The sequence below is a fragment of the Nocardioides epinepheli genome, from assembly GCF_037936805.1.
Classification (GTDB): domain Bacteria; phylum Actinomycetota; class Actinomycetes; order Propionibacteriales; family Nocardioidaceae; genus Nocardioides.
In genome coordinates this window covers 51,464-73,176 of record NZ_JBBMMC010000017.1, presented here as the reverse complement: position 1 = coordinate 73,176, position 21,713 = coordinate 51,464, and the positions used below count along the sequence as shown (strand labels likewise).

Genomic DNA, 21,713 nt, shown 5'->3' with positions numbered 1-21,713 from the left:
GTCGACGTCACCTCTCGTTCATTCGGGTGATGGAGAATCCACCGCGTGAGTGCCGCCGTAGTCGATCCACTGCGGCGAGCAGCGTTCGCGCCGCCGCCGCGCACGCTGGTCGAGATCTTCCGGGAGACCGCGGCCCAGGCCGCCGAGGAGCCGGCGGTCGACGCCGGCACCGGCGTCCTCACCTATGGCGAGCTCGAGGAGGCGGCCGACGGCCTTGCCGCCGAGCTCGCCACGCTCGGGATCGGCCCCGGCGACAAGGTAGGCGTGCGGGTCAGCTCGGGAACCACCGACCTGTACGTCGCGATCATCGGCGTCCTGCTGGCCGGTGCCGCCTACGTACCGGTCGACGCCGACGACCCCGACGAGCGGGCGCGGCTGGTGTTCGGCGAGGCCGACGTCGCCGCGGTGGTCGGCAACGACCTCGCGATCACCCGGCGCCGGCCCGCGGACGCCGTCGAGCCGGCCGATCCCGGCCTCGACGACGACGCGTGGGTGATCTTCACCTCCGGCTCGACCGGCAAGCCGAAGGGCGTCGCGGTCACCCACCGCTCCGCGGCGGCGTTCGTCGACGCCGAGTCGCGGATGTTCTGCCAGGACCGGCCGCTCGGTGTCGGCGACCGGGTGATGGCCGGCCTCTCAGTGGCCTTCGACGCCAGCTGCGAGGAGATGTGGCTCGCCTGGCGCTACGGCGCCTGCCTGGTGCCCGCGCCCCGCGCGCTGGTGCGCAGCGGCATCGACGTCGGCCCGTGGCTGGTCGCCAACCAGATCACCGTCGTCTCGACGGTGCCCACGCTCGTGGCGCTGTGGCCGGCCGCGGCGCTCGCGCGGGTGCGGCTGCTGATCATGGGCGGCGAGGCGTGCCCGCCAGAGCTGGCCGCGCGGTTGGTCGCTCCCGGGCGCGAGGTCTGGAACACCTACGGGCCGACCGAGGCGACCGTCGTCGCCTGCGGCGCCGAGCTGAGCGGCGAGGGTCCGGTGCGCATCGGGCTGCCGCTGGACGGCTGGGACCTCGCCGTCGTCGACGCCGACGGGCGGCCGGTCGCGGCGGGGGAGACCGGCGAGCTGATCATCGGCGGGGTGGGCCTGGCCCGCTATCTCGATCCCGCCAAGGACGCCGAGAAGTACGCCCCGATGCCCACGCTCGGCTGGGAGCGCGCCTACCGAAGCGGCGACCTGGTGGTCAACGACCCCGCTGGGCTGCTGTTCGGCGGCCGCGCCGACGACCAGGTGAAGCTCGGCGGAAGGCGGATCGAGCTCGGCGAGATCGACAGCGCGCTGCTGGCGCTGCCCGGCGTCCACGGCGCCGCCGCGGCGGTCCGCAAGACCGGTGCGGGCAACAGCCTGCTGGTCGGCTACCTCGCCACCGACGACAGCTTCGACCAGGGCGAGGCCCTCGCCCGGCTCCGGACGTCGATGCCGGCCGCGCTGGTGCCGAGGCTCGCGCTGGTCGGCACCCTCCCGACCCGCACCTCGGGCAAGGTCGACCGCGACGCGCTGCCCTGGCCGCTGCCACGCACCGAGGGGTCGGCGCCCACTGGGCTCTCCGAGACCGAGGCGTGGATCGCCGGGCTGTGGCTCGACATCCTCGGCGCCGGTCCGGACAAGCCCACCGACGACTTCTTCGATCTGGGCGGCGGCAGCCTGTCGGCCGCGCAGCTGGTCGGCCGGCTGCGGGAGCGCTTCCCCGAGGTCGTGGTCGGCGATCTGTACGAGCACCCGGCGCTCGCCGCGATCGCCGGACACCTCGACACGATGACCGTCGCCGGACCCGCCTCCGACCGCAGCGTGCCGCCCACGCCGTTGAAGACGCAGGCCGGTCAGGTGCTCGCGACGGTGCTGGTGCGCTGTCTCGCCGCACCGCGCTGGGTGTTCTGGGTCGGCCTGGCCTGCCTGCTGCTCGGCGGTCTCGACGGGCTGGGCTGGCTGCCCGCGCTGCCGGTCTGGCTGCTCGTCGTCCTCGGCATCGGGTTCGTCGCGCCACCGGGGCGGATGCTGCTGGCCACCGCCGCGGCACGGATCCTGCTGCATCCCGTGCGCCCCGGCGAGCATCCGCGCGGAGGGAAGACCCACCTGCGGCTGTGGCTGGCCGGTCACGTCGCCGACGAGCTGGGGGCGGTCGGCATGGCCGGGGCGCCGTTCATGACCTGGTACGCCCGCCTGCTCGGCGCGAAGGTCGGCCGCCACGTCGACCTGCACTCGATCCCGCCGGTCACCGGACTGCTCACCCTCGGCAAGGGCTGCTCGATCGAGCCCGAGGTCGACCTGAGCGGCTACTGGGTCGACGGCGACGTGCTCCACCTGGGCCCGATCCGGGTCGGCGCGCGAGCACGGATCGGTGCCCGCTCGATGCTGTGTCCCGGCGCCGACGTCGGCGCGGACGCCGAGATCGCGCCCGGCTCTTCGGTCTTCGGCGCGGTGCCCGACGGCGAGCTGTGGGCCGGCTCGCCCGCAGAGCCGATCACCGACGACGCCCGCGGCCCCTGGTCGGCGCGACCCGACGCCAGCCGCTGGTGGGTGGCCGCCTACTCGATCGTGGCACTCGTCCTCGCCGCCCTCCCCGTCGTCGCGATCGCGGCCGCGCTGCTCCCGCCGCTGCTGCTCGCCGAACGCCCCGCCGACGCCGCCGGTCTGCTCGCCCTCGCGGCCTGGCTGCCGGTCTCGACGGTGATCGGCCTGCTGACGCTGACCCTGCTGGTCCTGCTCGTGGTCCGGCTGGCCGGCCTGGCTGTGGCGGCCGGCGTCCACCCGGTCCGCAGCCGTCCGGCTCTCGCCGTGTGGACCACGATGCGTGTGCTGGACGAGGCCCGCACCTGGCTGTTCCCGCTCTACTCCTCGACCCTCACTCCGCACTGGCTGCGCGCGCTCGGTGCTCGCATCGGCAGCGACGTCGAGGCCTCCACCGTGCTGATGATCCCCTCACTGACCCAGGTGAACGACGAGTCGTTCCTGGCCGACGACACCCTCATCGGCGGCTACGAGCTCGGCGGCGGATGGCTGCGCGCCGAGCGGGTCAAGATCGGCAAGCGCGCCTTCGTGGGCAACTCCGGCATGGCGGCTCCGGGACGCCGAGTGCCCAAGGCCTCGCTGGTGGCCGTGCTGTCCGCGGCACCACAGCGACGCCGCGCGAGCAAGGGGGAGTCGTGGCTCGGCAGCCCGCCGGCCCCGCTGCGCCGCAGCGCCGACGCCGCTGCCGTCGACCACCGCACCTTCGACCCGCCCACCAGGCTGCGGGTCTACCGCGCGCTGGTCGAGGTCTGTCGCCTCGTGCCGGCCATGGTCGCCTTCGGGCTCGCCGGCCTCGTCGCAGCGGGGGTGGTCGCGCTGCTCGGCGACGGGACCGGTCTCGCCGTCGTCGTCGCGTTGCTGCTGACCGGACCGCTGTTGATCGCTGCCGGGCTCGCCGCCGCTCTGGTCACCGTGCTCGCCAAGTGGCTGCTGATCGGGAGGCTCAAGCCCGGCAGCCATCCGCTGTGGAGCGGCTTCGTGTGGTTCAACGAGCTCTCCGACACCTTCGTGGAAGTGGTCGCGGCGCCGTGGTTCGCCCGCGCGGTGAGCGGCACGCCCGTGCTCAACGCCTGGTTCCGCATGCTCGGCGCACGCATCGGGCGCGGCGTGTGGTGTGAGACCTACTGGCTCCCCGAGACCGACCTGGTCGAGCTCGGCGACGGCGCCACCGTCAACCAGGGCAGCGTCGTGCAGACCCACCTGTTCCACGACCGGCGATTCGCGATGGACGTCGTCACCCTGCGTCGCGGCGCGACCCTGGGCCCCAACAGCGTCATCCTCCCCGCGGCGACGCTCGGCCGGCACGCTACGGTCGGCCCCGTGTCGTTGGTGATGAGAGGCGAGTCGGTGCCCGACCGGACCGCGTGGATCGGCAACCCGATCGGACCGTGGGACCGCGGGGCCGACGCCTGATGAGTCAGCTGCCCAGCGCCGACCCCTATCTGCCCGGCCACGGCGACCCGTCCTGGGAGGCCGAGTCCTACGACCTCGACCTGTCCTACGACCTGGCCGGCAACCAGCTGCGCGGATCGGCGGTGATCGAGGCACGAGCCCTCGAGGAGCTCTCGCGCGTCGTCCTCGACCTGGCGCACCTGAGGGCCACCAAGGTGACCCTCGACGGTGCCTCTCCGCGCTTCGCCCATCGCGGCCACCGGCTCGTGGTCACCCCGCGCGACCCGATCCCGGCCGGGGAGACGTTCACCCTCAAGATCGCCTACGCCGGCCGGCCGCGGCCGCTGGTCGTGCGCCACCACGGCGACGCCGGCTGGGAGGAGCTCGAGGACGGCGTCATCGTCGCCGCCCAGCCGCACGGCGCCCCCACGTGGTTCCCGTGCAACGACCGACCCGACAACAAGGCGCCCTACCGGATCCGGATCGCCGCGCCCAACGACTACACCGTCGTCGCCAATGGGACGCTCACGACCAAGAGCCGCGGCGCCGGCGCCACCACGTGGGTCTACGAGCAGGACGAGCCGATGGCCACCTACCTGGCCACCGTGCAGATCGGGCGGTACGACGTCCGTGAGCTCGGCTCCGAGCCGCCGGTGCGCGCCGCCGTCCCCGCCGATCCAGGGGAGGGCTTCGAGGAGGCGTTCGGCCGCAGCGCGGAGATGGTCGAGACCTTCACCGAGCTGTTCGGTCCCTACCCGTTCCCGGCGTATGCGGTGGTCATCACCGACGACGACCTCGAGATCCCACTGGAGTCGCAGAGCCTGTCGACCTTCGGTCGCAACTTCATGGATGACGACTGGGACTGCGTGCGCCTGGTCGCCCACGAGCTGGCCCACCAGTGGTTCGGCAACGCCGTCACGCTGGCGCGCTGGCGCGACATCTGGCTGCACGAGGGCTTCGCCTGCTACGCCGAGTGGCTGTGGTCGGAGGCCTCCGGCGGCGAGAGCGCGGACTGGTGGGCCGAGCACCACCACGAGCGCCTCTCCGACCTCGACCAGGACCTGCTGCTGGCCGACCCCGGCCCGGAGCTGATGTTCGACGACCGCGTCTACAAGCGCGGCGCCCTCACCCTCCACGCCCTGCGTCGCACCGTCGGTGACGACGCCTTCTTCGACCTCCTGCGCACCTGGGTCGCCGAGTACGCCGGCGGCAACGTCGTCACCGCCGACTTCACCGCACTCGCCGCCACCCAGACCGGCGCCGACCTCGACGAGCTGTTCACCGCCTGGCTCGAGGAGACCGACCTCCCCGACCTGCCGGACCCCCAGTGACGCTGACCCGTCAGCCATAGCGGACGGGTCACCCTCGATGGCGCTGACCCGTCAGCTATAGCGGACGGGTCAGCGAAAAATGCACATCGACCCGTCAGCCATGGCTGACGGGTCGACGTGGGGCGACCTCGGGTGCGTCAGGCCCAGCGCTTGTCGGCGGGGGTGAAGTCGAGGGTGCGGTCGCCGGTGTAGATCTGCTTGGGACGCGCGATCTTCTGCTCGGGGTCCTGGACCAGCTCGAGCCACTGGGCCAGCCAGCCGGGGGTGCGGCCGATGGCGAACAGCACGGTGAACATCTCCGGCGGGAACTGGAAGGCCTCATAGATCAGGCCGGAGTAGAAGTCGACGTTCGGGTAGAGCTTGCGCTTGACGAAGTACTCGTCCTCGAGCGCGATCTTCTCCAGCTCCAGGGCGATCTCGAGGAGCGGGTTCTCGGTGCCGGTGACCTCGAAGACGTCCTCGGCGGCCTTCTTGATGATCCGGGCGCGCGGGTCGTAGTTCTTGTAGACCCGGTGGCCGAAGCCCATCAGCCGCTCGTTGCCGTCCTTCACGCCCTTGATGAAGTCGGGGATGTTGTCCTTCGACCCGATCCGGCGCAGCGAACGCAGGACCGCCTCGTTGGCGCCACCGTGCAGCGGGCCGTAGAGCGCGCCGATGCCGGCCGCGACGGCGGAGTACGGGTCGACCTGCGAAGAGCCCACCGAGCGCACGGCGTTGGTCGAGCAGTTCTGCTCGTGGTCGGCGTGCAGGATGAACAGCACGTCGAGGGCCTTGACGAGTCGCTCGTCGGGCTCGTAGCGCTGCTCGCTCATCTTGAACAGCATCGAGAGGAAGTTGGCGGTGTAGCTCAGGTCGTTGTCGGGGTAGACGAACGGCTTGCCCTGCGCGTGCCGGAAGGCCCAGGCGCCGAGGGTCGGCATCTTGGCGATCAACCGGATGATCTGCATGTGCCGGTTCTCGGGGTCCTTGATGTCGGCGGCCTCGGGGTAGAACGTCGAGAGGGCCCCCACCGACGCCATCAGCATCCCCATCGGGTGCGCGTCGTAGCGGAAGCCCTCCATGAACGTCTTGACGTTCTCGTGGACGAACGTGTGGTAGGTGATCTCGTGCACCCAGGCCTCGTACTCCTCCTTGGTCGGAAGAGTGCCGTTGACCAGCAGGTAGGCCACCTCGAGGAAGTTGGACCCCTCGGCCAGCTGCTCGATCGGATAGCCCCGGTATTCCAAGATGCCCTTGTCGCCGTCGATGTAGGTGACGGCGGAGCGGCAGGAGGCGGTGTTGACGAAGCCCGGGTCGTAGACGGCGAGCCCCGGGGTCTCGTCGTCGGTGCGGATCTTCCCGAGGTCGGCAGCCTTGATGGTGCCGTCGACGATCGGGACGTCGTACTCCGTGCCGGTGCGGTTGTCGCGGACGGTAAGAGAGTCGGTCACCCTGTCAACCTAGTCGTCGGCGCGCCGGACCAGAAACCCGGCACCACGAAGCGGACAGCACGGGCGCGCGCGTGTGCGGCGTCGAATTGCCCAGATCTCGGTGCGCCACGTATCTTGATCGGTCGAGTCTCCTGCCGCGTCCCGGCCGCCGTACCACGGCCGGGATGCAGATCCGGACGAAGAGGAGCCGGACCGAGTTCGTCAGAAGTCTCACGCCCGAGCGATCGGGCAAGCCCGCCCGGGCACCCCCGGACGGATCCCACGAACGAGAATGAGCACCAACATGCGTACCTATGCCCCCAAGCCCGGTGACATCGAGCGCTCCTGGCACGTCATCGACGCCCAGGACGTCGTCCTCGGCCGGCTCGCCGTCGAGTGCGCCACGCTCCTGCGCGGCAAGCACAAGCCGACCTTCGCCCCGAACGTCGACGGCGGTGACTTCGTCATCGTCGTCAACGCCGACAAGGTCGCGCTGGCCGCGAACAAGGCGAACACCAAGAAGGTCTACCGCCACTCGGGCTTCCCGGGCGGACTGACCGAGACCGCGATCGGCGACCTCCTCGCCAAGGACGCACGCAAGGTCATCGAGAACGCCGTGTGGGGCATGCTCCCCAAGAACAAGCTCAGCCGTCAGCAGCTCACCAAGCTGAAGGTCTACGCCGGCCCCGACCACCCGCACGCCGCTCAGAAGGCCGTGCCCCACGAGATCGTCCAGATCTCCCAGTAATCGACCTTCCAGCCACTAGAGCCACAGAGCAGACGAGCAGGTAACAACAGTGTCCGAGAACCCCACCAGCACCGAGGAAGAGACCTTCGAGGTCAACGAGGAGGGCGTGGCCTACACGTCCGAGAGCGCGCCGTCGGCCGACACTCCGGCCCGCCCGGCGACCATCGCCCCCGCCGCGGCCACCGGCCGCCGCAAGGAGGCCGTCGCCCGCGTCCGCATCGTGCCCGGCACCGGCCAGTGGCGCGTCAACGGCCGTGCCCTCGACAGCTACTTCCCCAACAAGCTGCACCAGCAGGTCGTCAACGAGCCCTTCGCCGCGCTGCAGCTCGAGGGCCGCTTCGACGTGATCGCCCGCATCCACGGCGGCGGCATCACCGGTCAGGCCGGCGCCCTGCGCCTCGGCGTGGCCCGCTGCCTCAACGACGTCGACGTCGAGGCCAACCGTCCCACCCTGAAGAAGGCCGGGCTCCTCACGCGTGACGCCCGCGTCATCGAGCGCAAGAAGGCCGGTCTGAAGAAGGCCCGCAAGGCGCCCCAGTTCAGCAAGCGCTGATCCCGAGGCGCTTCATTCGCACGCAGACGTCGGTCGGCGGCCCGCTCCGGGCCGCCGACCGACGTGCGTCCGGGCCGGTCTCCGACGCGCGCCCGGGTGCCCAGCGACACCCCTAGACACCCAGCCAGAGACGGAGTCTGATGTCACGCATCTTCGGAACCGACGGCGTCCGCGGTCTTGCCAACGGTGCTCTCACCGCGCAGCTGGCCCTCGATCTCGGCGTTGCCGCGGCGCGGGTGCTGGTCGACCGCGGTGACTTCAGCGGGCAGCGACCGCTCGCGGTGGTCGGCCGCGACACCCGGATCTCGGGGCAGTTCCTCGAGCACGCCGTGGTGGCCGGTCTCGCCTCCGCCGGTGTCGACGTCCTGCGGCTGCGGGTGCTCCCGACGCCCGGCGTCGCCTACTTCACCGACGCACTGGGCGCCGACGTCGGCGTCGTCATCAGCGCCTCCCACAACGCCATGCCCGACAACGGCATCAAGTTCCTGGCCCGGGGCGGGGTGAAGCTCGACGACGCCGTCGAGCGCGAGATCGAGGCCCTGCTCGGCACGTCCTGGGACCTGCCGACCGGCGGCGACGTCGGCCGCGTGCGCCCCTACGCGCCGACGATCGAGGAGTACGCCGCGCACCTGGTCGGCACCCTCGACGGCCCGATCGAGGGGCCGTCGGGTCCGCTGCGCGTCGTCTTGGACTGCGCGCACGGGGCGGCCAGCGAGGTCGGCCCGCGGGCCTTCGCCGAGGCCGGGCTGGAGGTCGTGGTGATCGGCGCCGAGCCCGACGGGCTCAACATCAACGACGGCTACGGCTCCACCCACCTCGAGCGCCTCCAGCGTGCGGTGGTCGACCACGGCGCCCACGCCGGGTTCGCCGTCGACGGCGACGCCGACCGGTGCCTGGCGGTCGATGCCACCGGCGCGATCGTCGACGGCGACCAGATCCTGGCGATCCTCGCGCTCGCGCTGCGCGACGCCGGGTCGCTGGCGGACGACACCGTCGTGGCGACGGTGATGAGCAACCTGGGCTTCGTGCGCGCCATGCAGGACGCCGGTGTCGTCGTCCGCCAGACCGCCGTCGGCGACCGCTACGTCCTGGAGGACATGAACGCCGGCGGCTTCACCCTCGGCGGGGAGCAGTCGGGCCACGTGATCATGCGCGCGCACGCCACCACCGGCGACGGCCTGCTCACCGCCCTGCACGTGCTCCAGCGGATGGTGTCGACCGGTCGCTCCCTGCGCGATCTCGCCTCGGTCGTCACTCGGTTCCCGCAGATCCTGGTGAACGTCCCTGGCGTCGACAAGAGCCGCTGCGCCACCGACGAGGCGCTGCTCGAGGCAGTCGCGGCCGAGGAGGCCGACCTCGGCGACCAGGGGCGCGTCCTGCTGCGGCCCTCCGGCACCGAGCCGCTGGTGCGGGTCATGGTCGAGGCCTCCACGCAGGACACCGCCGACGCCGTCGCGCACCGGCTCGCCGACGTCGTCCGCGACCGGCTCAGCTTCGCCTGACGCCCCGATCCGCGGACCCGATAGCGTCCTCGCCCATGAGCGACGGCATCGAGGTCTATGCCTTCCCGGCTGCGAACACCGCGTTCCTCCACGACTGGTGGCAGGTCGCGCTGTGGTCGCGCGCCCACATCGAGCTCGACACCTTCCCGTCGTGGGAGACCGCCCAGCGTGGCTGGACGACGCCGGCTCCAGGACGCGAGCTGCACTTCCTCCTGGCCCGGGTCGACGGCGCCGCGGCCGGTGCGGCGCTGCTCGCCTCGGTCGGGATCGGCAACCCGCACCTGGCCTACCTCGAGATCTACTGCCTCCCCGATCGCCGTCGCCGCGGGATCGCCAGCGCGCTGCTGGCCGAGGCGGAGGCGCTGGCGGCCGGACTCGGGCGCCACACGCTGATGGGCGAGGTGACCACCGCACCCGGTGCTGACGGCGCGGCCGCCAGCCCGGGGCTCGCGTTCGTCGAGCACCACGGGTTCGCGCGTGCGGGACTGGAGGAGAAGAAGTCGGTCGACCTGGTGGCGACCGAGGACTTGTGGCCCACCCTGGAGGCCGAGGCGGCCGAGCGATCGGCCGGCTACGAGCTGGTGTGGTGGGGCGAGGTGACGCCGGAGGAGCTGGTGGAGCCGATCTGCGCGCTCTACAGCAGGTTCCTGGCCGAGGCTCCCACCGAGGACCTCGACCTCCGACCGGAGCCGTGGGACGCGGCCAGGGTCCGAGCCGAGGAGGCACGCGACCGCGAGATCGGACGACGCCGGATCCTCGTCGCGGCACGCGCACCCGACGGCAGCCTGGTGGGCTACACCGAGGCCGCGCACTTCGAGTCGGCCGCCCACCGCGCCCGGATCACCGGCACCCTCGTACTCCCCGAGCACCGCGGCCACGCGCTGGGGCTCGCGCTCAAGGTGCGCCTGCACCGGCTCCTGCGCGAGCAATGGCCCGACTGCCTCACGCTCCTCACCGGCAATGCCGGGGTGAACGCGCACATGAACGCCGTCAACGAGCGACTCGGCTACCGCGTCGTCGAGGTCGCCCACGACGTCCAGAAGGTGCTGCCCCAGAGCGAGCCCGCACGTACGGGATCGCCCACGTAGCGGAGCCGCCACGTAGCGGATCCCGCTCGTGGGGGAGCATGAACCCATGTCATCACCGATCCGCCCTGTCCGAACCGCCCTTCGACGAGCCGGGGTCGGTGCGGCCGTCGTGTCCCTCGCTCTCACCTTCGCCGCCTGCAGCAGCGAGGACGGCGACGACGACACCGCCAAGGATCTGGCCGGCCAGAGCAGCGAGGACACCGGGTCCTCGGATCCTTCGCCGACCGAGCAGCAGTCGGAGGGGACGGGCGAGTCGGAGCCTCTCCCCGAGTGGGCCCCCAAGATCGTCACCGACGACTCGGACGGCGTCACCGGGCTCGACTTCGCCGATACGCCGAAGCCGGGCGACGAGCTCGAGGTCTTCTTGGTCAAGGAGGGTGACGGCCCGGAGGTTCAGAAGGGCCAGACCATCACCGCGAACTACTTCGGCTCGGTCTACGGCTCGGACCAGCCCTTCGACGAGAGCTACAGCAGCACTCCGTTCCAGGCGCCGATCGGCGTCGGGTCACTCATCCCGGGCTGGGACCAGGCCTTGGTCGGAGTCCCGGTCGGCAGCCGGGTCCTGCTCTCGATCCCGCCGGAGCTGGGCTACGGCAAGGAGGGCTCGCCACCGGTGATCCCGCCGAACGCCCACCTGTTCTTCGTCCTCGACATCATCGAGGCAGCCTGATCCCAGCCGGGTCCGAGGCGGTCGCGGGCCGTTTCACCCGGCCTGGCATGGTGGGCCGCGTGATCGCCGCGCCGTCCCTGACCGTGCAAGGGCTCACGAAGGTCTACGGACCGCTGCGAGCTGTCGACGACCTCAGCTTCGAGGTGAGACCAGGCGCGGTGACCGGCTTTCTCGGCCCCAACGGCGCCGGCAAGACCACCACGCTGCGGATGCTGCTCGGCCTCGCCCGGGCCTCCTCCGGCACCGCGCTGGTGGGCGATCGGCCCTATGTCGATCACCCGACGCCCACGCGTGTGGTCGGCGCCGCGCTCGAGGCGACCGGCTTCCACCCCGGCCGCACCGGGCTGGGTCACCTGCGCGTCTACGCGCCGCAGGCCGGCGTCCCCGACTCCCGCTGCCACGAGCTGCTCGAGCTGGTCGGCATAGCCGATGCGGCCAACCGGCGCGTCGGCAACTACTCGATGGGGATGCGGCAGCGGCTGGGCCTGGCGACCGCACTGCTCGGCGACCCTCCCTGCCTGGTGCTCGACGAGCCCACCAACGGCCTGGACCCCGAGGGCATCCGGTGGCTGCGCACGCTGCTGCGTCACTTCGCCGGGGAGGGCCGCACCGTGCTGGTCTCCAGCCACCTGCTCGGCGAGGTGCAGAACACCGTCGACGACGTCGTGGTGATCGCACGGGGCCGGCTGGTCCACGCCTCCTCGCTGGCCGGCATGGCCGACCTGGCCAGTCCTGCCACCTACGTCGTCACGCCGAGCCCCGACGCCCTGGCAGAGCTGGTCCGGCAGCACGGTTGGAACGCCCAGCCCCACGAGCACGGCACCATGATCGACGGCGTCGGCACCGCAGAGGTCGGCGCCGCGGCGTTCGCCGCCGGGGTCGAGCTGCACCAGCTGACGCCGCAGGGCACCGACCTGGAGGACGTCTTCTTCCGGCTCACCTCCGGGTCGGCCGACGGCGCCCCCGCCGAGACGCCCACCGCCGGGGCGCCGGCCAACCTCGGGAGCGTGCGATGAAGGCCGCGCTGCGTTCGGAGTTCCGCAAGCTGTTCAGCACCCGGATCTGGTGGATCCTGCTGGTGGGCATGGTCGGCTACCTCGGCTTCATCGGGGTGACCTTCGGCTTCTCGATCACCGCCTCCTCCACGACGACCGACTCCGGGTCGCCGGCGCTCGGCGGGGCCGAGGCGGCCAAGGCGCTCTACGGATTCGTCAGCTCGATCGGCTACGTGTTCCCGCTGGTGATCGGCAGCCTCATGGTCACCACCGAGTTCCGGCACAAGACCATCACCCAGACCCTGCTCGCCGAGCCCCGCCGCGGCGTCTTCCTCGCCGCCAAGCTGCTCGCCAGCGTGCCTGTGGGCATCTTGTTCGGTCTCGCCGGCACCGCCACGATCGTCGCGGCCGGCGCCCCGGTGCTCGCGATCTCCGGCGACGGCGCCTACCTGAGCGACCCCGACGTGCTCCTCGTGCTGCTCTTCGACGTCGTGGTGACGGCGCTGTGGGCCGTCCTGGGTGCCTCGTTCGGTCTGCTCGTGACCCAGCAGGTCGCCGCGATCGTCCTGATCCTCGCCTTCACCCAGTTCGTCGAGCCGGTGGCCCGCGTGGTGCTCGGCTCGATCGATTCCCTCGCTGGACTCGCCTCCTATCTCCCCGGCGGCGCGGCCGACTCCCTCGTCGGCGCCAGTTTCTTCGCCGAGCTCGGCACCGGCGACCTGCTGCCACGCTGGGGCGGCGCCCTGGTCTTCCTGGGCTACATCGCCGTCTTCGCGACCCTGGGCCGCCTCACCACCCTGCGTCGCGACGTCGGCTGAGGAGACCCCGGCAACCGGCGCTGCCGACCTTCCCGCGGCCGGGGGTTGAGCAAGCGAGCGTCAGCGAGCGCTGACGAAACCCCGGCAACCGGCGCTGCCAGGGTTGGCGAGGGAGGCTTGCGAGGTTTCGTCGGCGCCGACGAGTTCGTTCCTCACTCGTCGGCTTGCTCAACCTCCGAGGCTGACCCGGCCGGAGGTTGAGCAAGCGAGCGTCAGCGAGCGCTGACGAAACCCCGGCAACCGTTCTTGCCAGGGTTGGCGAGGGAGGCTCGGGTGGTTTCGTCGGCTTGCTCAACCTCCGAGTGGCCGGACGGGCGGGTCAGAGCTTGCGGAGGCGGACGTAGCGCACCGAGTGGTCGCGGTCCTTGCGCATCACCAGGGTCGCGCGGGAGCGGGTGGGGAGGATGTTCTGCACCAGGTTGGGGCCGTTGATCGTCTCCCAGATCCGCTCGGCCTCGGCGACCGCCTCGTCGTGGCTGAGGTCGGCGTACTTGGCGAAGTAGGAGTGGGGGTCTCGGAACGCGGTCTCGCGCAGCCGCAGGAAGCGGGAGATGTACCAGTCACGGATCTTGTCGCGCCCGGCGTCGACGTAGACGGAGAAGTCGAAGAAGTCGCTCAGGGTGAGACCGCTGCGGCCGTCCTCGCGCACCCGCGCGGGCTGGAGGACGTTGAGACCCTCGATGATGACGATGTCGGGGCGCTTGATGACGATCTTCTCGTCGGGGACGACGTCGTAGACCAGGTGCGAGTACGTCGGCGCCTCCACCTCGTCCTTGCCGGACTTGATGTCGACGGCGAAGCGGAGCAGCGCGCGCCGGTCGTAGGACTCCGGGAAGCCCTTGCGCTGGAGGAGTCCGCGGCGCTCGAGCTCGGCGTTGGGGTAGAGGAAGCCGTCGGTGGTCACCAGTGCGACGTTGGGGTGCTCGGGCCAGTGGGCGAGCATCTGCTGGAGCACCCGCGCGGTGGTGGACTTGCCGACGGCCACGGAGCCGGCCAGGCCGATCACGAACGGCGTCCGCGGCGGCGTCGTCTGGTGCAGGAAGCGCTCCTGCTCGCGGTGCAGCTGGCCCGCGGCGCTCACGTACAGGCTCAGCAGCCGCGACAGCGGTAGGTAGACCTCCTCGACCTCCTTGATGTCGAGCGACTCACCGAGACCGCGGAGGGTCTTGATCTCCGCTGGCGAGAGGGGGCTCTCGGTGCCGGTGGCGAGCTCTGCCCAGGCGCTGCGGTCGAGCTCGATGTAGGGAGAGGTCTCCCTCGTCGACTCGTCGTGCCGGGAGGCACCCCCGTGAGACATGACCGCGATTGTTGCAGGAGTCGAGCCTGCGAGGCGCGGCGGTCCGGCTCTCGTAGGCTGGGCCACTATGTGCGGAATCGTCGGATACGTCGGACCCAGGCAAGCCCAGGAAGTCGTGATCGAGGGTCTGCGACGCCTGGAGTATCGCGGCTACGACTCGGCCGGCATCGCGCTGGTCGTCCCCGGGCCCGAGGCACCCGACGGTCACCGGACCGGCGCCATCGCCTCGGCCAAGAAGGCCGGGAAGCTCGCGAACCTCGAGAAGCTCATCGCCGACCATCCGCTCCCGCCCTCACACACCGGAATCGGGCACACCCGGTGGGCCACCCACGGTGCGCCCACCGACGTCAACGCCCATCCCCATCTCGGGCCGCAGGGGCGCGTGGCGCTGGTGCACAACGGGATCATCGAGAACTTCGCCGAGCTCAGCGCCGACCTCGAGGACGACGGCGACTCCCTCCTCTCCGAGACCGACACCGAGGTCGCCGCGCACCTCCTCGAGCTCGAGGTGCTCGGCGGGGCCGACCTGACCACCGCGATGCAGCGGGTCTGCCGCCGGCTGGAGGGCGCGTTCACGCTGGTGGCGATCGACGCCGCCGACGCCGACCGGGTCGTCGCCGCGCGCCGCAACTCCCCGCTGGTCGTCGGCGTGGGGGAAGGTGAGAACTTCCTCGGCTCCGACGTCGCGGCGTTCATCGAGCACACCCGCGAGGCCCTCGAGCTCGGCCAGGACCAGGTCGTGACCATCTCCCGCGACGCCGTCGACATCACCGACTTCGACGGCAACCCGAGCCAGGCCCGCGCCTACCACGTCGACTGGGACCTCTCGGCGGCCGAGAAGGACGGCCACGACTGGTTCATGCGCAAGGAGATCTTCGAGCAGCCGCGCGCGGTCGCCGACTCCCTGCTGGGGCGCCGCACGCCCGAGGGCCTGCTCCAGCTCGACGAGATGCGGCTCTCCGACGACGAGATCCGCGACATCGACAAGATCATCATCATCGCCGCCGGCACGTCGTTCTACGCCGGCATGGTGGCCAAGTACGCCATCGAGCACTGGACGCGGATCCCGGTGGAGGTCGAGCTCAGCTCGGAGTTCCGCTACCGCGACCCGATCCTCGACTACTCCACCCTGGTGGTGGCGATCAGCCAGTCCGGCGAGACCGCCGACACCCTCCAGGCGATCCGGCACGCCCGCGCCCAGCGCTCCAAGGTGCTCGCGATCTGCAACACCAACGGCTCCACGATCCCGCGCGAGTCCGACGCCGTCATCTACACCCACGCGGGCCCCGAGATCGGAGTCGCCTCCACCAAGGGCTTCTTGACCCAGCTCGTGGGCTGCTACCTGCTCGCGCTGTATGTCGCGCAGGTCAAGGGGACCCGCTACGGCGACGAGGTGGAGGAGGTGATGGTCCAGCTCGAAGCCATCCCCGAGCACATCGACACCGTCCTCGCCGGCGCCGACGACGTCTACGAGCTGGCCCGCGCCCACGTCGACTCGCGCTCGGTGCTCTTCCTGGGCCGGCACGCCGGATACCCGGTCGCGCTCGAGGGTGCGCTGAAGCTCAAGGAGATCGCCTACCTCCACGCCGAGGGCTTCGCCGCCGGCGAGCTCAAGCACGGCCCGATCGCGTTGGTGGAGGAGGGCCTGCCGGTGCTGTGCGTGGTGCCGCCGCGCGGCCGCGACCAGCTGCACGAGAAGATGATCTCCGGCATCCAGGAGGTCCGCGCCCGGGGCGCCCGCACGATCTGCCTCGCCGAGGAGGGCGACACTCGGATCGAGCCGTACGCCGACGTGCTGATCCGGCTGCCCAAGGTGCCCGTGCTGCTCCAGCCGCTGGTGGCCGTCGTCCCGCTCCAGCTGTTCGCCTGCGAGCTCGCCACCGCGCTGGGCCACGACGTCGACCAGCCGCGCAACCTGGCCAAGTCCGTCACGGTCGAGTAGCCAGGTGGCCGTCATCGGCGTCGGCATCGACGTGTGCGACCTCGACCGGTTCGCCGCCTCGATGGAGCGCACGCCCGGCCTGCGAGAGAGGCTGTTCACTCCCGCGGAGGCGGTCCGGCCGCTCGCCTCGCTGGCGGCCCGCTTCGCCGCCAAGGAGGCACTGGCCAAGGCCCTGGGCGCGCCGGCCGGACTGGCCTGGCACGACGCCGAGGTGTTCTCCGAGGAGTCCGGCAGGCCGAGACTCGAGCTGCGCGGCACCGTGCTCGACCGCGCGGCCGCGCTCGGCGTCGTCCACGTCCACGTGTCGCTGTCGCACGACGCCGGGATCGCCTCGGCCGTCGTGGTCCTCGAGAGCTGAGAGCGGTACCCCATGAGATACGCACACACCGTCGAGCAGGTCCGGGCGGCCGAGGCCGCCGCCATGGCCGCCCTCCCCGACGGAGCCCTGATGCAGCGTGCTGCGGCGGGACTCGCAGACGCCGTGCTCGACCTGCTCGGCACCACCGGCGCCGTCTACGGACGCCGGGTGGTGCTCCTGGTCGGGCCCGGCGACAACGGCGGCGACGCGCTGTACGCCGGCGCCCGGCTGGCTCGCCGCGGCGTCGCGGTGGCCGCCTGGGCACTGTCGGATCGCGTCCACCAGGCCGGTCTCGAGGCGCTACGGTCCGCCGGTGGCACGGTGCTCGACGGCCCACCCCCGGTCCGGCCGGACCTGGTGGTCGACGGCATCGTCGGGATCGGCGGACGACCCGGGCTGCGTGCCGACGCCGTGGCCGCGCTCGCCGCCCTCGACGGCGTCCCGGTGGTCGCGGTCGACGTGCCGAGCGGCGTCGACGTCGACACCGGGGCTCTGGACGGACCGGCGGTCGAGGCGGTCCTCACCGTCACCTTCGGCACCTACAAGATCGCCGATCTCGTCGACCCCGCCGCCCAGCACGCGGGAGCGGTCCACCTCGTCGACCTGGACCTGGAGCTACCGCCCGCTCCGGTCGAGGCGCTCCAGGCCGCGGACGTCGCCGCACTCCTGCCGCGGCCGCCGGTGGACGCGCAGAAGTACCTGCGCGGCGTCGTCGGAGTGCGGGCCGGCTCGGCCACCTACCCCGGCGCCGGACTGCTGTCGGTGGGCGGCGCCGACTGCGGCATGACCGGGATGGTGCGCTACGTCGGCGACGACCTCGTGCTCCGCATGGTGCAGGCCGCGCACCCCGAGGTGGTCGGCCCCGGTCGCGTCCAGGCGTGGGTGGTGGGATCGGGCAGCGACTCCGGCGCCGAGGCGACGCTCGCCGACGCCCTCGCCGACGCCGTCCCGACGGTCGTCGACGCCGACGCGCTGGCCTTCGTCTCCCCACATGGCGACAACGCCGACCTGATCCTCACCCCGCACGCCGGCGAGCTGGCCCGGATGCTCGACGTCGAGCGCGCCGAGATCGAGGCCCGTCCGCTCGAGCACGCCCGGAGTGCCGCCGAGCGGTACGGCGCCGTCGTGCTGCTCAAGGGACGCCACACGCTCGTCGTCGAGCCGGGCGGGCGCACCCGGGTCACGACCACCGGCACACCGTGGCTCGCGACGGCCGGCGCGGGAGACGTGCTCGGCGGCCTGATCGGCGCCCTGCTCGCCGCCGGACTGGCACCCTTCGACGCGGCATCGGTCGGCTCGTGGGTGCACGGCGCCACCGCCACCGCCGCCTCGGCGGGAGGTCCGATCACCGCCAGCGACGTCGCGCGTGGCCTGCCCGGGATGATGCGGGACCTCCTGCGAGAATCGACCCCATGAGCCGTGCCGAGATCGTCGTCGACCTCGACGCGATCGCCCACAACGTGGGCGTCCTCAAGGAGCTCGCCGGAGTGACGATGATGACCGTCGTCAAGGCCGACGCCTACGGGCACGGCCTGCTGCCCGTGGCGCGCACCGCCCGCGCGGCCGGCGCCGACTGGCTGGCCACCACCACGCTCGACGAAGCACGGGCGCTGCGCGCCGCCGGCGACACCGGGCCGATCCTCACCTGGCTCACGGTGCCGGGGGAGCGCTACGACGACGTCATCCGCGAGGGCATCGACCTGACCGCCTACTCGGTGGCCGAGCTCGACGAGATCGCCGCCGCGGTCACCGACGTCCCGGCCCGCGTACAGCTGAAGGTCGACACCGGCATGAGCCGCGGGGGCGCGTCGCGCGCCGACTGGGAGGCGCTGTTCGCCCGGGCCCGAGCCGGCGAGGTCGCCGGAGACTGGGCCATCACCGGGATCTGGTCGCACCTGGCCTGCGCCGACGAGCCCGACCACCCGGCCAACGACGCGCAGCAGGCCGTCTTCGACGACGCGATCGCGGCTGCCGAGGCCGCCGGGCTCGACCCCGAGCTGCGCCACCTCGCCAACTCCGCTGCGACGATCCTGCGTCCGCAGGCGCGCTACAACGCCGTCCGGACCGGCATCGCGAGCTATGGCCTCGACCCGGCCCCGTCCATCGAGCACGGCACCGACCTGCGCCCGGCGATGACGGTGCGGGCCGACCTGGCCATGGTCAAGCAGATCGCCGCCGGCGACTCGGTCTCCTACGGCTACACCTGGACCGCCCCGTCGGCCACCAAGGTGGGCGTGGTGCCGGTCGGCTACGCCGACGGCGTCCCGCGCACCGGGAGCGGGCGGCTCGAGGTGGCGGTCGGTGGTCGACGCCGACCGGTGCGCGGCATCGTGTGCATGGACCAGGTCGTGGTCGACCTGGGCGAGGACGCCGAGGTGCGCGCCGGCGACGACGTCGTGCTGTTCGGCCCGCCGGGGGAGGGGCGGCCGACCGCCCAGGACTGGGCGGAGGCCAGTGGCACCATCAACTACGAGATCGTGACGCGGGCCGGCGGACGGCTGACGCGGCGCTACATCGGAGGGAGTGAGGCATGAGCGGATCGCGGCGCTGGCTGCTGGGAGCGATCGGCGGAGCCCTGGGTGTCGCGGCGGCCGGGACCGCCGTCGGACTGCTGCGCAAGCAGCACCACACCGTGGGCCGGGCGGTCGACCTCGAGATCCCCTTCGGCAGCCTGCACTCGGCACCGGTCACCGTGGTCGCCGACGACGGCGTCCCCCTGCACGTCGAGATCGACGAGGTCGAGCCCGGCGAGGAGCCCCCCGGCACGCCACGCGGCAAGAAGGCCCCGGCTCCGGTCACCGTCATCTTCGTGCACGGCTACTGCCTCAACCTCGACTGCTGGCACTTCCAGCGCGCCGCCTACCGCGGGCTGGTCCGTAGCGTCTACTACGACCAGCGCTCGCACGGTCGCTCCGGCAGGTCCGATCGTGAGCACGCCACCATCGACCAGCTGGCGCGCGATCTGCACCAGGTCATCGAGCAGACGGCGCCCGACGGCCCGGTGGTCCTCGTCGGCCACTCGATGGGCGGGATGACCATCGTCGCCTTCGCCGAGCTGTACCCCGAGCTGATCGGCACCAAGGTGGTCGGCGTCGCGCTGATCTCCACCACGGCCGGTGGACTCGACCCGAGCCGGATCCTGCTGCCGATGCTGCCGGCTCGGGTCACCGGATCCGTGGCGCACCGGGCGATCGCCACCTTGCACCGCCGGCACAGCACCGTCGACACCGTGCGCCGGGCCGGCCGGGCGGTGGCCAACGCCGCCACCCGACGGCTGGCGTTCGGCGGCGACGTCCCGGACTCCTACGTGCGCTTCGTCGACGACATGCTGTCGCAGACGCCGTTCGAGGTGGTCGCCGACTTCTTCCCGAGCTTCGGCGACCTCGACAAGTTCGACTTCGTGGAGGTGCTCGGCTCGATCCCGGTCTCGGTGATCTGCGGCACGGCCGACAAGCTCACCTCGATCGGGCACTCCCGCAAGCTGCACGCGCGGATCCCCGGATCCCAGCTCCTGGAGTGCGAGGGAGCCGGTCACATGGTGCCCTTGGAGCGCCACGACCAGGTCAACGCCGAGCTCGACCAGCTGATCACCGCAGCCACCGCCCGGGCGTCGCGAAGGTGACCGACGACCTCAACGTGCGTCGCATCGGCCCGGAGTCGGCCGCGACGGTGCTCGAGATCGTGCGCGAGGCGTTCGGGAGCCGGCCGCCGCTCGACCCGCCCGCCGACGCGCTCACCGAGACCGAGGCCTCGATCGCCACCCGGCTGGCGCTCGGTGGCGGCCTGCTCGCGCGCTTGGACGGCGAGCCGGTCGGGGCGCTCATCCTGGACGCCGTGGGCGACGCGGTCTACCTGCGCCGGTTCGGCGTCCTCGCCGCGGCGCGCGGACGCGGCGTGGCCGGCGCACTGATCCAGGCCGCCTCGGAGGCGGCCGTCGGGAAGCCCTGGCTGCGGGTGGTGGCCCGCGAGGAGCTGCCTGCGACCGTGGCCTTCTGGACCCGGCGCGGCTTCGTGCAGACCGACCGCCGCTCTCCCTACGTCGAGCTCGTGCGACCCGTCCCGTCGTTCTACGAGGTCGCCACTCCCGAGGACATGCGGGCCCTCGGCGCGCGCGTGGCGACGAGCCTGCGGCCCGGCGACCTGGTGGTGCTCACCGGGGACCTCGGGGCGGGCAAGACGACCTTCACGCAGGGTCTCGGACTCGGGCTGGGCGTAGCGGGTGCGGTCACCTCGCCCACCTTCGTGATCGCCCGCGAGCACCGCTCGGATCGTGGCGGTCCCGAGCTCGTGCACGTCGACGCCTACCGGCTCGGCGGCGCCGCCGAGCTCGACGACCTCGACCTCGACACCTCCTTGGCCGACGCCGTCACGGTGGTCGAGTGGGGGGAGGGCCTGGCCGAGGACCTCGCCGACTCGCGGCTGCAGATCCGGATCACCAGGATGACCAGTGGCGCCGACGGCGACGACCCCGGCGGCGACGACCACGATCCCCGCCTGGTGGAGATCCTCAAGCTCGGTCCCCGTTGGGCCACGACGTGACCGACCCGGCGGCGTGCACGGCCCTCGTGGTGGTCGACGTCCAGCACGCCTTCCTCGGCGCCGACCCACCTCCCGCCGACGCCGCAGGCCTGCTGGCCGCGTTGACCACCCTTCTCGGCTCGGCCCGAGCCGCGGGCGCCACCGTGATCCACATCCGCGACCTCGGCACCGCCGACTCGCGCTTCCCGACCACCGGCGCCGGGCGTGATCTGGTGCTCGCGGTCCACCCCGGCGAGGTCGTGGTCGAGAAGACCGACGACGACGCGTTCCTCGGGACCGCCCTGGCCCAGGAGCTCGGCGGCCATGAGGTGATCGCGGTGGGCGGTCTCCAGTCGGAGATGTGTGTGGCGGCGATGGCGCGCGGTGCGATCGCCCGCGGCCATCGCGTCGTCCTTCCTCACGACGCGCACACCACCTTCGACATCCCGGCCGGACCGCTCGGCGCGGCGGTGCCCGCCGAGCACGTCAAGCGGGTCGCGGCGTGGTCGCTCGGTGACGGCGCGGCCGTGGTCGCCACCGCCGCCGAGGTCCGTTTCCGCTCTCGCCCCGATGCCCTACGGTCATAG

Annotated in this window: 18 protein-coding genes; 16 read left to right on the top strand and 2 right to left on the bottom strand. The window is 72.1% G+C overall.

All coding sequences use genetic code 11. The annotated features are described in order from the left end of the window. Positions 1–45: 45 nt before the first annotated feature. Together WMR31_RS19560 and WMR31_RS19555 are read left to right on the top strand one after the other, a co-directional pair. A complete protein-coding gene (locus tag WMR31_RS19560) occupies positions 46–3,918 on the top strand; it encodes a Pls/PosA family non-ribosomal peptide synthetase (protein WP_340540572.1) in 3,873 nt (1,290 codons plus the stop codon). Next, a complete protein-coding gene (locus WMR31_RS19555; RefSeq protein WP_340540571.1) occupies positions 3,918–5,228 on the top strand; it encodes a M1 family metallopeptidase in 1,311 nt (436 codons plus the stop codon). The genes WMR31_RS19560 and WMR31_RS19555 overlap by 1 nt, the downstream gene beginning before the upstream one ends. A 137-nt stretch (positions 5,229–5,365) precedes the next feature. Here the strand turns inward: WMR31_RS19555 and WMR31_RS19550 are convergent, their stop codons facing one another. Next, entirely contained in the window at positions 5,366–6,658 is a 1,293-nt protein-coding gene (locus tag WMR31_RS19550; protein ID WP_340540570.1) for a citrate synthase, read from the bottom strand. Positions 6,659–6,941: 283 nt separating this feature from the next. Between WMR31_RS19550 and rplM the strand changes: the two genes are divergently transcribed. The 7 genes from rplM to WMR31_RS19515 all read left to right on the top strand — a co-directional run bounded on the left by rplM (position 6,942) and on the right by WMR31_RS19515 (position 13,011). Further along, positions 6,942–7,385: a 50S ribosomal protein L13 gene (rplM, locus tag WMR31_RS19545; RefSeq protein ID WP_340540599.1), complete on the top strand. Its 444-nt coding sequence runs from the start codon at positions 6,942–6,944 to the stop codon at positions 7,383–7,385. Between the two features lie 49 nt (positions 7,386–7,434). Next, entirely contained in the window at positions 7,435–7,938 is a 504-nt protein-coding gene (gene rpsI, locus WMR31_RS19540; protein WP_340540569.1) for a 30S ribosomal protein S9, read from the top strand. Positions 7,939–8,078: 140 nt separating this feature from the next. Then, positions 8,079–9,440: a phosphoglucosamine mutase gene (glmM, locus tag WMR31_RS19535; RefSeq protein WP_340540568.1), complete on the top strand. Its 1,362-nt coding sequence runs from the start codon at positions 8,079–8,081 to the stop codon at positions 9,438–9,440. 35 nt (positions 9,441–9,475) lie between these two features. Next, entirely contained in the window at positions 9,476–10,528 is a 1,053-nt protein-coding gene (locus WMR31_RS19530) for a GNAT family N-acetyltransferase (protein WP_340540567.1), read from the top strand. Between the two features lie 109 nt (positions 10,529–10,637). Then, positions 10,638–11,198, top strand: a complete 561-nt coding sequence (locus tag WMR31_RS19525; protein WP_340540566.1) for an FKBP-type peptidyl-prolyl cis-trans isomerase — start codon at positions 10,638–10,640, stop codon at positions 11,196–11,198. Between the two features lie 59 nt (positions 11,199–11,257). Beyond that, entirely contained in the window at positions 11,258–12,214 is a 957-nt protein-coding gene (locus tag WMR31_RS19520) for an ATP-binding cassette domain-containing protein (protein ID WP_340540565.1), read from the top strand. Further along, positions 12,211–13,011 (top strand): ABC transporter permease, encoded by an 801-nt coding sequence (locus tag WMR31_RS19515; protein WP_340540564.1) that lies wholly within the window; start codon positions 12,211–12,213, stop codon positions 13,009–13,011. The genes WMR31_RS19520 and WMR31_RS19515 overlap by 4 nt, the downstream gene beginning before the upstream one ends. 319 nt (positions 13,012–13,330) lie before the next feature. Here the strand turns inward: WMR31_RS19515 and coaA are convergent, their stop codons facing one another. After that, a complete protein-coding gene (gene coaA, locus WMR31_RS19510) occupies positions 13,331–14,308 on the bottom strand; it encodes a type I pantothenate kinase (RefSeq protein WP_340540563.1) in 978 nt (325 codons plus the stop codon). A 67-nt stretch (positions 14,309–14,375) separates the two neighbouring features. Here coaA and glmS point away from each other — a divergent pair, with 67 nt between their 5' ends. The 7 genes from glmS to WMR31_RS19475 are packed head-to-tail and all read left to right on the top strand — an operon-like array spanning position 14,376 to position 21,713. Beyond that, positions 14,376–16,250 carry a glutamine--fructose-6-phosphate transaminase (isomerizing) gene (glmS, locus tag WMR31_RS19505; RefSeq protein WP_340540562.1) on the top strand — a complete coding sequence of 625 codons (1,875 nt, stop codon included), beginning with the start codon at positions 14,376–14,378 and terminating at the stop codon, positions 16,248–16,250. Positions 16,251–16,254: 4 nt separating this feature from the next. After that, positions 16,255–16,608 (top strand): holo-ACP synthase, encoded by a 354-nt coding sequence (locus WMR31_RS19500; RefSeq protein WP_340540561.1) that lies wholly within the window; start codon positions 16,255–16,257, stop codon positions 16,606–16,608. A 12-nt stretch (positions 16,609–16,620) separates the two neighbouring features. Next, positions 16,621–18,024 (top strand): NAD(P)H-hydrate epimerase, encoded by a 1,404-nt coding sequence (locus WMR31_RS19495; protein ID WP_340540560.1) that lies wholly within the window; start codon positions 16,621–16,623, stop codon positions 18,022–18,024. Then, positions 18,021–19,142: an alanine racemase gene (alr, locus tag WMR31_RS19490; protein ID WP_340540559.1), complete on the top strand. Its 1,122-nt coding sequence runs from the start codon at positions 18,021–18,023 to the stop codon at positions 19,140–19,142. Before WMR31_RS19495 ends, alr begins: the two co-directional genes overlap by 4 nt. Continuing rightward, the gene (locus WMR31_RS19485; protein WP_340540558.1) at positions 19,139–20,230 is read left to right on the top strand and encodes an alpha/beta fold hydrolase; all 1,092 of its coding nucleotides are present in this window, start codon (positions 19,139–19,141) and stop codon (positions 20,228–20,230) included. Before alr ends, WMR31_RS19485 begins: the two co-directional genes overlap by 4 nt. Further along, positions 20,227–21,147 carry a tRNA (adenosine(37)-N6)-threonylcarbamoyltransferase complex ATPase subunit type 1 TsaE gene (gene tsaE, locus WMR31_RS19480; RefSeq protein ID WP_340540557.1) on the top strand — a complete coding sequence of 307 codons (921 nt, stop codon included), beginning with the start codon at positions 20,227–20,229 and terminating at the stop codon, positions 21,145–21,147. The genes WMR31_RS19485 and tsaE overlap by 4 nt, the downstream gene beginning before the upstream one ends. Then, complete coding sequence (locus tag WMR31_RS19475) at positions 21,144–21,713, top strand: isochorismatase family protein (protein WP_340540556.1); 570 nt, start codon at positions 21,144–21,146, stop codon at positions 21,711–21,713. Before tsaE ends, WMR31_RS19475 begins: the two co-directional genes overlap by 4 nt.